The 11,728-nt window shown below is 70.7% G+C and carries 11 protein-coding genes and 1 pseudogene; 5 read left to right on the forward strand and 7 right to left on the reverse strand.

Going from position 1 to position 11,728, the window contains the following annotated elements; genetic code table 11:
* A pseudogene (locus CCS38_RS32655) lies at window positions 1-271 on the reverse strand (hypothetical protein); the annotation flags it as partial.
* A 356-nt stretch (window positions 272-627) separates the two neighbouring features.
* Between CCS38_RS32655 and CCS38_RS32660 the strand changes: the two are divergent.
* On the forward strand, window positions 628-1,302 hold the full coding sequence (locus tag CCS38_RS32660) for a Crp/Fnr family transcriptional regulator (protein ID WP_030260115.1): 675 nt from the start codon (window positions 628-630) through the stop codon (window positions 1,300-1,302).
* Window positions 1,303-1,412: 110 nt separating this feature from the next.
* On the opposite strand, the gene CCS38_RS32665 is transcribed toward CCS38_RS32660, so the two are convergent.
* From CCS38_RS32665 to sp36, 4 genes are all read right to left on the reverse strand, one after another.
* The gene (locus CCS38_RS32665) at window positions 1,413-2,243 is read right to left on the reverse strand and encodes an MBL fold metallo-hydrolase (RefSeq protein WP_223736942.1); all 831 of its coding nucleotides are present in this window, start codon (window positions 2,241-2,243) and stop codon (window positions 1,413-1,415) included.
* Complete coding sequence (locus CCS38_RS32670) at window positions 2,240-3,157, reverse strand: NUDIX hydrolase (RefSeq protein WP_223736943.1); 918 nt, start codon at window positions 3,155-3,157, stop codon at window positions 2,240-2,242. The genes CCS38_RS32665 and CCS38_RS32670 overlap by 4 nt, the downstream gene beginning before the upstream one ends.
* 316 nt (window positions 3,158-3,473) lie before the next feature.
* Window positions 3,474-3,938, reverse strand: a complete 465-nt coding sequence (locus CCS38_RS32675; protein ID WP_223736944.1) for a RidA family protein — start codon at window positions 3,936-3,938, stop codon at window positions 3,474-3,476.
* Window positions 3,935-4,096: a Sp36 family protein gene (gene sp36, locus CCS38_RS32680; RefSeq protein ID WP_003975360.1), complete on the reverse strand. Its 162-nt coding sequence runs from the start codon at window positions 4,094-4,096 to the stop codon at window positions 3,935-3,937. The genes CCS38_RS32675 and sp36 overlap by 4 nt, the downstream gene beginning before the upstream one ends.
* Before the next feature lie 161 nt (window positions 4,097-4,257).
* Between sp36 and bagA the strand changes: the two genes are divergently transcribed.
* Both bagA and bagB read left to right on the forward strand, forming a co-directional pair.
* Window positions 4,258-5,235, forward strand: a complete 978-nt coding sequence (gene bagA, locus CCS38_RS32685; protein ID WP_223736945.1) for an ATPase BagA — start codon at window positions 4,258-4,260, stop codon at window positions 5,233-5,235.
* Window positions 5,232-6,605, forward strand: a complete 1,374-nt coding sequence (gene bagB, locus CCS38_RS32690) for an ATPase BagB (RefSeq protein WP_223736946.1) — start codon at window positions 5,232-5,234, stop codon at window positions 6,603-6,605. Before bagA ends, bagB begins: the two co-directional genes overlap by 4 nt.
* Window positions 6,606-7,027: 422 nt before the next feature.
* On the opposite strand, the gene CCS38_RS32695 is transcribed toward bagB, so the two are convergent.
* Window positions 7,028-7,369, reverse strand: coding sequence for a WhiB family transcriptional regulator (locus CCS38_RS32695; protein ID WP_223736947.1), 342 nt, complete (start codon window positions 7,367-7,369; stop codon window positions 7,028-7,030).
* A 392-nt stretch (window positions 7,370-7,761) separates the two neighbouring features.
* Here CCS38_RS32695 and CCS38_RS32700 point away from each other — a divergent pair, with 392 nt between their 5' ends.
* Window positions 7,762-9,975 (forward strand): transglycosylase domain-containing protein, encoded by a 2,214-nt coding sequence (locus CCS38_RS32700; RefSeq protein ID WP_223736948.1) that lies wholly within the window; start codon window positions 7,762-7,764, stop codon window positions 9,973-9,975.
* 139 nt (window positions 9,976-10,114) lie between these two features.
* Here CCS38_RS32700 and CCS38_RS32705 read toward each other — a convergent pair whose 3' ends face one another.
* Entirely contained in the window at window positions 10,115-10,579 is a 465-nt protein-coding gene (locus tag CCS38_RS32705; protein WP_223736949.1) for a GatB/YqeY domain-containing protein, read from the reverse strand.
* A 210-nt stretch (window positions 10,580-10,789) separates the two neighbouring features.
* Here CCS38_RS32705 and CCS38_RS32710 point away from each other — a divergent pair, with 210 nt between their 5' ends.
* Window positions 10,790-11,716: a metallophosphoesterase gene (locus tag CCS38_RS32710; RefSeq protein WP_223736950.1), complete on the forward strand. Its 927-nt coding sequence runs from the start codon at window positions 10,790-10,792 to the stop codon at window positions 11,714-11,716.
* Window positions 11,717-11,728: the final 12 nt, after the last annotated feature.

An 11,728-nucleotide genomic window follows, 5' to 3' on the forward strand; every position in this document is an offset into this window, starting at 1 on the left:
TCTTGGCGGGAGCCTTCGCGGGGGCTTTGGCGGCAGTCTTGGCGGGAGCCTTCTTCGCTGCCGTCTTCTTGGCGGCCGTGGAGGTCTTCTTCGCGGTGGTCTTCTTCGGAGCCGCGGTGGCCTGCTTCGCGTTGGTCTCCTTCGGAGCCGCGGCGGTCTTCTTCGCGGCCGCTGTCCGCGCGCTCGTGGTGGCCGGTTTCGTGCGGGCTGGCCCGACCCCCGTGGCCGGGTCCGCGGAGGCCGGCGCGGCGGCCTCGGCCGACGTCGTCACCCCGGCTTTTTTCCCCGTCGGCGCCCTTTTGGCGGTAGCGGACCCGGACGGCTCGGAGTCCCGTTTCGGAGGCTTCGCGGCATTCGCGCTCGCCTGTTCGCCCACAGCAGAATCGCGGTCTGCGCTCACTCGTCCAGCCCCCTTGTCCTGTGCTCTCACCGGCGTATTGGACACTCGGCCAGCCTAAGGCCACCCACTGACATCCGGCCCGATCACCAGGAATCGCGTCCCCAATCGGCCCCCTGCCTTATGACGGCGGACACCTGTCCTGCATCCTTGTGATTGATCGCACTGTTTTGCATTCCGGCATGATGGGGACCTACGTCACCCGGAGCATGTCGACAAGGAGAGAACTCGTGGACGACGTTCTGCGGCGCGCACCGCTCTTCGCGGCGCTCGATGACGAGCAGGCTGCCGAGCTGCGTGCCTCGATGACCGAGGTCACGCTTGCCCGTGGTGACGCCCTGTTCCACGAAGGGGACCCGGGCGACCGCCTGTATGTGGTCACCGACGGCAAGGTGAAGCTGCACCGCACTTCCCCCGACGGCCGCGAGAACATGCTCGCCGTCCTCGGCCCCGGTGAGCTCATCGGTGAGCTGTCCCTCTTCGACCCGGGCCCGCGCACGGCCACGGGCACCGCGCTCACCGAGGTGAAGCTGCTCGGCCTGGGCCACGGCGACCTCCAGCCCTGGCTGAACGCGCGCCCCGAAGTGGCCACGGCCCTGCTGCGCGCCGTCGCCCGCCGGCTGCGCAAGACCAACGACCAGATGTCCGACCTGGTCTTCTCCGACGTTCCGGGCCGTGTGGCGCGGGCCCTCCTGGACCTGTCGCGCCGCTTCGGCGTGCAGTCCGAGGAAGGCATCCACGTCGTGCACGACCTGACCCAGGAGGAGCTGGCCCAGCTGGTCGGCGCCTCCCGCGAGACGGTCAACAAGGCGCTCGCGGACTTCGCCGGCCGCGGCTGGCTGCGCCTGGAGGCCCGCGCGGTGATCCTCCTGGACGTCGAACGCCTCGCCAAGCGGTCGCGCTGACCGCTGCGCGGTAGCGCGCATACGTGAAAGGGCCCCGCATCAGTGCGGGGCCCTTTCACGTATGGACGCTCGCGCCCCAGGACACGTCCGAGGGACGCCGCTCGCCGCCCTCAGACCAGCCCGTGCTCCCCCAGGTAGTCCAGCTGCGCCCGTACGGACAGCTCGGCCGCGGGCCACAGGGAGCGGTCGACGTCCGCGTACACGTGGGCGACGACGTCCGCGGCCGTACGGTGGCCCGCCTCGACCGCCGTCTCCACCTGGGCCAGCCGCTTGGCCCGGTGCGCGAGGTAGAACTCCACGGCCCCCTGCGCATCGTTCAGCACCGGCCCGTGCCCCGGCAGGACCGTGGTCACCCCGTCGTCGACCGTGAGGGAGCGCAGCAGCCGCAGCGAGTCCAGGTAGTCGCCGAGGCGTCCGTCCGGGTGCGCCACCACCGTCGTACCGCGCCCCAGGATCGTGTCCCCGGTCAGCACGGCCGCGTCGGCCGGCAGGTGGAACGAGAGGGAGTCGGCGGTGTGCCCCGGGGTGGGCACAACGCGCAGCTCCAGGCCGCCGGTCGTGATCACGTCGCCGGCGGCCAGGCCCTCGTCCCCGAGGCGCAGCGCGGGGTCCAGGGCCCGTACCGGCGTGCGCGTCAGCTCGGCGAAGCGGGCGGCGCCCTCGGCGTGGTCGGGGTGCCCGTGGGTGAGCAGGGTGAGCGCGACGCGCTTGCCGGCCCGTTCGGCGGTCTCGACGACCGCCTTCAGGTGGCTGTCGTCCAGCGGCCCGGGGTCGATGACCACGGCGAGGTCGGAGTCCGGCTCGGCGACGATCCATGTGTTGGTGCCGTCGAGAGTCATCGCGGACGGGTTCGGCGCCAGTACGCAGTACGCGCGGGCGGTCGCGGCGCCGGAGAGGACACCGCCGCGCGGCTGGCCGGGGAGTGCGGCTGCGTCGGTCATGCGGCGGGCCCTTCGGGGGAGCCGGGCGCGGCGCCACTATTGCCGGGCGCCGCTCCCGTGGGGATGTGTTTGGTGAATTCTTCGTGGCCCGGCCAGCTCAGCACGATCCGCCCCTCCGTGAGCTCCGCGCGCGCCAGTACGGGAGCGAGGTCCTGCCGGGCGGAGGCGGCGAGCGCCTCGGAGGCGCTGTCGTACGGCTCCAGAGTGCGCAGCGTGGCGATCGTCGGCGGCATCATCAGCAGCTCGCCGCGGTCGTAGCCGGCCGCCGCCTCGGCGGGTCGGGTCCACACCGTACGGTCCGCCTCCGTGGACGCGTTACGGGTGCGCTGCCCTTCGGGGAGCGCGGCGACGAAGAACCACGTGTCGTAGCGCCGCGGCTCGAACTCCGGGGTGATCCATCGCGCCCAGGCCCCCAGCAGGTCGCTGCGCAGCACCAGGCCGCGGCGGTCCAGGAAGTCGGCGAAGGACAGCTCACGGTCGACCAGCGCGGCCCGGTCGGCCTCCCAGTCGTCCCCCGTGGTGTCGGCGACGACGGTGCCGGCTGACGGCCCTGCGAGCAGTACTCCGGCCTCTTCGAAGGTCTCGCGGACGGCCGCGCAGACCACCGCCTGCGCCACGGCCTCCTCGACGCCCAGCCGGGCCGCCCACTCGGCGCGCGAGGGCCCTGCCCAGGCGACCGGCCGCTCGTCACGGGGGTCGACAGCGCCACCCGGATACGCGTACGCGCCGCCCGCGAAGGCCATGGAGGCACGCCGGCGCAGCATGTGGACGGTCGGCCCGTGGCCGGAATCGCGCAGGAGCATGACGGTCGCCGCACGGCGGGGCGTGACCGGCGTCAGCTCACCACTGGCGAGCGCCCTGATCCGGTCCGGCCATTCGGGCGGATACCACTGGCCATTGGTCGTCGTCGACATGGCCGGATGCTATGCGTTCATGCGCGGATGTTCGAGAGGGCCCTGCGCGGCCGGGGTTTCGCGCGGCTGGGGGCTTCGTGTGGGGTTTGAGGAGGGAGCGGCGCGCATACAGGGGCGCGGGCGTGGGTCCCCACTCAGCCCATACCCGGAGGGGTCAGAGGTGAACCGGAGGAGCCCGTTCAGACCGTGGCCGTTCAAGCGGCCTGACGCGTCCGCCCCGCCACGCGCTGTACGTAACGTACGGGCGCGACGGCGGGGCGGAGGAAACGTCTCGGCCGGGGAACCGGCCAGTTCGCGATCTCGGTCGAGGAACCGCTCAGTCCGCGACCTCGACCTGGATCTCGACCTCGACCGGCGCGTCGACCGGCAGCACGGCCACGCCCACCGCGGAGCGGGCGTGCACGCCCTTGTCGCCGAGGATCTCGCCGAGCAGCTCGCTCGCGCCGTTGAGGACGCCGGGCTGGCCCGTGAAGTCCGGCGCGGACGCCACGAAGCCGACGACCTTCACGACCCGGACGATCTTGTCCAGGTCGCCGGTCACGGACTTCACGGCCGCCAGCGCGTTCAGCGCGCAGACGCCCGCCAGCTCCTTGGCCTGCTCGGCGCTGACCTCGGCACCGACCTTGCCGGTGGCCGGCAGCGCGCCGTCCACCATCGGCAGCTGGCCCGCGGTGAAGACGTACGCGCCGGAGCGCACGGCCGGCTGGTACGCGGCCAGCGGCGGCACGACCTCGGGGAGCTTCAGCCCGAGGGCGGCGATCTTCTCCTCGACCGCGCTCACGCCTGCTTCTCCCGCTTCAGGTAGGCCACCAGCTGCTCGGGGTTGTTCGGGCCCGGCACGACCTGGACCAGCTCCCAGCCGTCCTCGCCCCAGGTGTCCAGAATCTGCTTCGTCGCGTGCACCAGCAGCGGCACGGTCGCGTATTCCCACTTCGTCATGGGGCGAGCGTAATGCCTGTACAAGGCGCCCGAGGACGCGCGTCCGCAGCGTCCCGGGACGCGACTGCCGCGCACCCGAAGGCGCGCGGCCGACCGTGGCATACGCGACAGGCCCGACGTCTCGTGCGTAGCAGCCGGGCGGACTGGTTAGGCTCCTTGGCGTGAGCAGGCTCCATGTCGTCAGCGGCAAGGGCGGTACCGGCAAGACCACGGTCGCCGCTGCCCTCGCGCTCGCCCTGGCCACCGAGGGGCGACGCACCCTCCTGGTCGAGGTCGAGGGCCGGCAGGGCATTGCCCAAGTATTCGAGACCGAGGCGCTGCCTTACGAGGAGCGCAAGATCGCCGTATCTCCTGGAGGCGGGGAGGTGCACGCGCTGGCCATCGATGCCGAGCGCGCGCTGCTGGACTACCTCCAGATGTTCTACAAACTCGGCGGAGCCGGGCGCGCCCTGAAGAAGATCGGCGCGATCGACTTCGCCACGACCATCGCCCCGGGGCTGCGGGACGTCCTGCTGACCGGCAAGGCGTGCGAGGCCGTCCGCCGCAAGGACAAGCGCGGACGCTTCGTGTACGACGCGGTCGTCATGGACGCGCCGCCCACGGGCCGCATCACGCGCTTCCTGAACGTCAACGACGAGGTGGCCGGGCTCGCGAAGATCGGCCCGATCCACAATCAGGCGCAGGCCGTCATGCGCGTACTGAAGTCACCCGAGACGGCCGTCCATCTGGTGACGCTGCTGGAGGAGATGCCGGTACAGGAGACCGTGGACGGCGTCGCCGAACTGCGCGCCGCCGGGCTGCCGGTGGGCGGCGTGGTCATCAACATGGTCCGGCCCACGGTGCTCGCCCCCGACGAGGTGGACCTGGCCGCGAACGGCGCCCGTGCGGGCATCGCCGCGGCCCTCTCCAGCGCCGGACTGGGCGGCGCGCGCCGTGGCGGCCGCGCCGAGCGGCTCATCGATCCGCTGCTGGAACAGGCCCGTGAGCACGCCGAGCGGGTCGCCCTGGAGCGTGCGGAACACACCGAGATCACCGGGCTCGGGCTGCCGACGTACGAACTGGAGCTGCTGGCCGAGGGCGTGGACCTGGCCGGGCTCTACCGGCTGGCCCGCGAACTGCGGAAACAGGGACCGATATGACATCGGAGTACACGACCTTGGACGCTTCGGCTCCGCATCTGGACGTGGACGCGCTGCTCGACGACCCGCAGACCCGCATCGTCGTCTGCTGCGGCTCGGGCGGCGTCGGGAAGACCACCACGGCGGCCGCACTGGGCGTCCGCGCGGCGGAGCGCGGCCGACGGGCCGTCGTCCTCACCATCGACCCGGCCCGCCGGCTCGCGCAGTCGATGGGCATCTCCGAGCTGGACAACGTCCCGCGCCAGGTCAAGGACGTGAGCGGCCCCGGAGGCCGGGGCGAGCTGTACGCGATGATGCTGGACATGAAGCGTACGTTCGACGAGATCGTCGAGGCGCACGCGGACAAGGAGCGAGCCAGGGCGATCCTGGAGAACCCCTTCTACCAGTCCCTGTCGGCCGGGTTCGCCGGTACGCAGGAGTACATGGCCATGGAGAAGCTGGGCCAGCTGCGCTCCCGCGACGAGTGGGACCTGATCATCGTCGACACTCCGCCGAGCCGCTCGGCGCTGGACTTCCTGGACGCGCCCAAGCGGCTGGGGTCCTTCCTGGACGGCAAGTTCATCCGGGTCCTGATGGCGCCCGCGAAGGTCGGCGGCCGGGCCGGGATGAAGTTCCTGAATGTCGGCATGTCGATGATGACCGGCACGCTCAGCAAGCTGATGGGCGGCCAGCTGCTCAAGGACGTCCAGACGTTCGTGGCCGCCATGGACACCATGTTCGGCGGCTTCCGTACCCGCGCGGACGCCACGTACCGGCTGCTGCAGGCCCCCGGGACCGCCTTCCTGGTCGTGGCGGCACCGGAGCGGGACGCGCTGCGCGAGGCCGCGTACTTCGTGGAGCGGCTGGCCGCCGAGCAGATGCCGCTGGCCGGCCTCGTACTGAACCGTGTACACGGCAGCGGGGCCGACCAGTTGAGCGCGGAACGGGCGCTGGCGGCCGTCGAGGCGCTGACCGACATGAACGGAGCGGGGAACTCCGCTTCGGCGGACGGGGACGGCGCCGAAAATCTTGGCGAGGGCGGAATTGTGGATCTCGAGGGCGGGAAGGCTGGATCACGTACCGCCGACGCTCCCTCCCCCGCTGCGCCGGCGCTGCGCGAGCAAGACCCTTCCGCAACTCCCGAATCGAAGCAGTCCTCCGAGGCCCGGTCGGCACGACTCGCCGCCGGCCTGCTGACCCTGCATGCCGAACGCATGCAGGTGCTCGCGCGCGAGCGGCGCACCCGCGACCGCTTCACCGCGCTGCACCCCGAAGTACCGGTGGCCGAGATCGCCGCTCTGCCCGGTGACGTCCATGACGTCGCGGGACTGCGCGAGATCGCCAACCGCCTCGCGTCCGGCCCCGCCGACAGCGCGAGCGACGCAAGCTGACACAGGCTCATAGGCAGCACGAGCGACGCCGGCTGACACAGACCAAGGCAGCATGAACGAAGCAAGCAAGCCGGCCGGTCCCAGCGGCCAAGAGCCCCAGAGGACAAGGCAGCCTGCAGGAACAACCCACAGTCGCGCCCGCAGGCACGCAGACACGTAGGCGCAGCGGGACCGCAGCAGCACCGCGCAGTCATCGGGTCCGGCGCATCACGCGCCGGCCTCCGTGCGCCGGCACACCGGCGGCCGATGCCGCCGCCGCGGCGGCACTCTCACCGCGTTGGTGAACACGGCAACCGCGCGCGTCGGCTCAACAGGCCGACTCGAGCGCCGACGGCCATGCCGCAGTCGGCGCCCACCTGACCCGGCTGGATCTGCGCCGGGTGTTCATTTCCCGGCCGAGAGGCCGGGCACCGCGGGCCGGCTCAGCCGACCGCGGCGAAGTTGGTCTCGTACTCCTCGTCTTCGCAGTCCACGAGAATTCCCGCGCTGCGCTCGTATTCCGTACGTGCCGTTTCCAGCAGCCGACGCCACGAGGTGACGGTCGGGCGGCGGCGCAACAAGGCCCTCCGCTCGCGCTCCGTCATCCCGCCCCACACGCCGAATTCGACGCGGTTGTCCAGCGCGTCGGCGAGGCATTCGGTCCGCACGGGGCATCCGGTGCAGACCGCCTTGGCGCGGTTCTGCGCTGCCCCTTGAACGAACAGCTCATCCGGATCGGTCGTGCGGCAGGCTGCCTGTGCACTCCAGTCGGTTACCCAGCTCATGCTGGCGCCGTCCTCTCCCGAATCGAGGCTCCCCCACGGCGGCAAGCGGCATATTCACCGTTGCCAGTTGAGGACGTTACGGAAGGCAGGCAGGGCGCAACACCCCCTTCGGGCCCAATCTTGAATGGTCCGAACGGACTATGCGTATCCGGCAGATCACCCAACGGAGTGAGCGCAGGGCATACGTCGCTTTTCTGGCAGGCCAGGACAGTTCAGGGTGTTTCCCACAGGTCACGGACGAGCGCGAACGACACATGCGGGCAATCCGGTCACCGGTCCCGCCGCAGAAAAAGGGGATGTGCTGGTGCGGAACCACGTTCGAGTGACAGGCGTGAACAGAGTAAGCGAACAGATGCGCCCCTGTCCGGTGATTGAGAACGTAGGGTGCCCTCATGGGTAAGAAGCGCGACGGTGGCGGCCTCACCGCGACCCAGCAGGCCGCGAAGTTCCTCGGCGTGAGCGTCCTGGCCGGTGCCGTGCTGGCGGGTCTGGCTCTCCCCGCCGCCGGCGCGCTGGGCCTCGCCGCCAAGGGGACGGTCGAGGGGTTCGACGACATCCCGTCCAATATGAAGACGCCGCCGCTGAGCCAGCAGACGAAGATCCTGGACTCGAACGGCGGCGAGATCGCCAAGGTCTACTTCCGCAACCGCACGGTGGTGGACCTCAAGGACATCTCCCCGTACATGCGGAAGGCGATCGTCGCCATCGAGGACTCGCGCTTCTATCAGCACGGCGCGGTCGATATGAAGGGCATCCTGCGCGCGGTCAACAAGAACGCGCAGTCCGGCGGGGTTTCCCAGGGCGCCTCGACACTGACCCAGCAGTACGTGAAGAACGTCTTCGTCGAGGAGGCGGGCAACGACCAGGACAAGATCGCGGAGGCCACCCAGCAGACCATCGGCCGCAAGGTCAGGGAGCTGAAGTACGCGATCCAGGTCGAGAAGGAGCTGGGCAAGAAGAAGATCCTGCAGAACTACCTGAACATCACCTTCTTCGGGCAGCAGGCGTACGGCGTGGAGGCCGCGGCCCAGCGGTACTTCAGCAAGCCCGCCAAGGACCTGAACCTCCAGGAGTCGGCGCTGCTGGCCGGCATCGTCCAGTCGCCGAGCCGGTACGACCCGGTCAACGACCCGGAGGAGGCCACCAAGCGGCGCAACACGGTCCTGCAGCGGATGGCCGACGTCCACGACATCACTCGGGCGCAGGCCGACGCCGCCGCCAAGAAGCCGATCGAGCTGCACGTCAGCAGCCCGCGCAACGGCTGCATCACCGCCGTCGACGGCGCCGGCTTCTTCTGCGACTACGTCCGCGAGGCGTTCCTGAACGACCCGGTCTTCGGCAAGACCCCCAAGGCGCGGCTGGCCCGCTGGCAGCGCGGCGGCATGACGATCCGTACGACGCTGGACCCGCAGGCCCAGAAGTCCGTACAGAAGTCGGTCAGCGATCACGTGTACGACTCCGACCCCGTCGCCACCGCGGCGACGCTGGTCGAGCCGGGCACCGGCAAGATCCGCGGCATGGGCCAGTCCCGGCCGTACGGCTTCAAGGCGCACCAGACCCAGATGAACCTGTCCGTGGACGGCGACATGGGCGGCGGCGCCGGCTACCAGCCGGGCTCGACCTTCAAGCCCGTGATCGCGGCGGCCGCGCTGGAGCAGGGCGTCAGCCCGAACAAGGTGTACCCCTCCCCGTACCGCATGCAGTACCCGAGCCCGGTCTCCACCTGCAAGGGCATGTGGAACGGCAGCGCGCCGGTGGAGAACGAGAACCGCAGCGAGAAGGGCCCGTACGGCATGAAGGAGGCGACCGCGAAGTCGGTCAACACCTACTTCGTGTCGCTGATCAGCGAAGTCGGCATCTGCCCGGTCACGAAGATGGCCGACAAGATGGGCATCAAGCGGGCCGACGGCAAGGACATCGACCAGGTCCCGTCGATCACCCTGGGGACCCAGGAGATGTCGCCGCTGACCATGGCGGCGGGGTACGCGGCGTTCGCCAACCGCGGCGAGTACTGCACGCCGATCGCCATCGAGTCGATCACCGGCCCGGACGGCAAGGCGATGAAGGTGCCGCAGACCAGCTGCCGCCGGGCCATGTCGGAGAAGACGGCCGACACCATAAACACGCTCCTGCAGGGCGTCGTCGAGGACGGCACCGGCAAGGAGGCGGGCCTCAGCAGCCGGCCCAGCGCGGGCAAGACCGGTACGACGGACGGCCGTTACGCCGCCTGGTTCGTGGGCTACACCCCGAACATGGCGGGCGCGGTCTGGGTCGGCGACCCCGAGCACAAGCGGCGGATGGTCGACATCAACATCGGCGGCCGCCCGTACGACAAGGTCTTCGGCGGCCAGGTACCGGGGCCGATCTGGCGCGACGCGATGGCCGGGGCGCTCGCCGGGAAGCCCGCGCCGGGCTTCCAGACGGTGCCGATCCGCGACCCCAAGAGCAAGAAGAAAGACCGCGCCAAGCCGCCGGCCCGTACGGACGACAAGCCCGGCGGGGGCGGTATCGACCTCCCCGACCTGCCCGATGTCATCGGAGGCGGTGGCAACGGCGGCGGCTGGTCCTGGCCGGGCGGTGGGAACGGGCGCGGCAACGACAGGTGAGCGTGGCGGCAACCGGTCACGGACGCGCCTGAAGCGTGAAAAGGGGCGCCCCCGAGTGGGGGCGCCCCTTTTTGCATCTGTGCGCGGCGCGCCAAGCCCGTCGGCAGAAGCGCTCGCCCGTCCGGAGCGGCGTGCGTGATCAGCCCGCGAGCAGCTTCTTCACCGTTGCGGCCACCCGGCCGCCCTCGGCGCGGCCCGCGACCTTCGGGTTCACGATCTTCATGACGGCGCCCATGGCCTTCGGCCCCTCGGCACCGCTGCCCTTGGCCTCCGCCACCGCCTCGGCGACCAGCTGCTCCAGCTCGTCGTCCGTGAGCTGCTTGGGGAGGTAGTCGGCGAGCACCTCGCCCTCGGCCTGCTCGCGCGCGGCCTGCTCGGCCCGGCCGCCCTTCTCGAACGCCTCGGCGGCCTCGCGGCGCTTCTTCGCCTCGCGCGCGATGATCTTCTCGACCTCGCCGTCCGACAGCTCGCGGGCTTCGGTCCCCGCGACCTCCTCCTTCTGGATCGCGGTGATCGTGAGGCGGAGAGTGGAGGAGCGCAGCTCGTCGCGCGCCCGGATCGCTGCGGTGAGGTCGTCCTGCAGCTTCGTCTTGAGCGTGGTCATGACCCAAGTTTGCCAGGACGCGAGGAGTACCGCGCCGAGTTATCGGGCCCGAGCGCCTTCTTGTGGGCTCTCAGAGCCGTTCTCAGGAGCTCGCGAAGCGGTTTCTCACGCCCCCCGAAGCGGTTTCCCAGGGGCTCCCCGAGCAGTACGACAGCAAGATCATCCCGCCCCGTGATGCCCCCGTACCTCGCTCTCTGCCACGATGGGGCCATGCGCGCGCGATACGGAGTACCCCTGTCCCTCACGGCGGTCGGCGCAGCCGGCCTCGCCTACGCCGCCGGCATCGAGGCCCGCTCCTTCCGGTTGCGGCGGGTGACGATCCCCGTACTCCCGCGCGGCATGCGGCCGTTGCGGGTCCTGCAGGTGTCCGACATCCACATGGTCAGCGGTCAGCGCAAGAAGCAGCGCTGGCTGCAGTCCCTGGCCGGCCTCCGCCCGGACTTCGTCGTCAACACCGGCGACAACCTCTCCGACACCGAAGGGGTACCGGAGGTACTGGACGCGCTGGGACCCCTGATGGAGTTCCCCGGCACGTACGTCTTCGGCTCGAACGACTACTACGGACCGAAGCTGCGCAACCCCGCCCGCTACCTGATCGAAAAGGTCCAGGGCCGGCACGGGCTGAACGGCAATGCGCCCGCCGTCGGCGTCGTCCACAACCCGTGGGAAGAGCTGCGGGACGCGTTCGACGCGGCGGGCTGGGTCGGCCTGTCCAACGCCCGCGGCCGCCTGAAGCTCGAGGGCATCGAGATCGCGCTGACCGGCCTGGACGACCCGCACATCAAGCGCGACCGGTACGCCGAGGTGGCCGGCGGCCCCGAAGAGGGCGCCGACCTCTCCCTGGCCGTCGTGCACGCCCCGTACCTGCGCTCCCTGGACGCCTTCACCGCGGACGGCTACCCGCTGATCCTCGCCGGGCACACCCACGGCGGCCAGCTGTGCATCCCCTTCTACGGCGCCCTGGTCACCAACTGCGACCTGGACACGGGCCGGGTCAAGGGCCTCTCCACCCACACCGCCGGCGAGCACACCTCCTACCTGCACGTCTCCGCGGGCTGCGGCACCAACCGCTACACCCCCGTCCGCTTCGCCTGCCCGCCGGAAGCGACGCTGCTGACGCTGGTGGAACGGGCCTGAGGGGCTGGGGGC

This window comes from Streptomyces purpurogeneiscleroticus (genome assembly GCF_020024005.1).
In the GTDB taxonomy this organism is placed as follows: Bacteria; Actinomycetota; Actinomycetes; order Streptomycetales; family Streptomycetaceae; genus Streptomyces; species Streptomyces purpurogeneiscleroticus.

Excerpts from the sequence above, each read along its gene's own strand:
- bagB (WP_223736946.1), top strand. The coding sequence starts at position 5,232 with ATGACATCGGAGTACACGACCTTGGACGCTTCGGCTCCGCATCTGGAC.
- sp36 (WP_003975360.1), bottom strand. The coding sequence starts at position 4,096 with ATGACGAAGTGGGAATACGCGACCGTGCCGCTGCTGGTGCACGCGACG.
- CCS38_RS32670 (WP_223736943.1), bottom strand. The coding sequence starts at position 3,157 with ATGTCGACGACGACCAATGGCCAGTGGTATCCGCCCGAATGGCCGGAC.
- CCS38_RS32700 (WP_223736948.1), top strand. The coding sequence starts at position 7,762 with ATGGGTAAGAAGCGCGACGGTGGCGGCCTCACCGCGACCCAGCAGGCC.
- CCS38_RS32705 (WP_223736949.1), bottom strand. The coding sequence starts at position 10,579 with ATGACCACGCTCAAGACGAAGCTGCAGGACGACCTCACCGCAGCGATC.
- CCS38_RS32710 (WP_223736950.1), top strand. The coding sequence starts at position 10,790 with ATGCGCGCGCGATACGGAGTACCCCTGTCCCTCACGGCGGTCGGCGCA.
- CCS38_RS32665 (WP_223736942.1), bottom strand. The coding sequence starts at position 2,243 with ATGACCGACGCAGCCGCACTCCCCGGCCAGCCGCGCGGCGGTGTCCTC.
- CCS38_RS32695 (WP_223736947.1), bottom strand. The coding sequence starts at position 7,369 with ATGAGCTGGGTAACCGACTGGAGTGCACAGGCAGCCTGCCGCACGACC.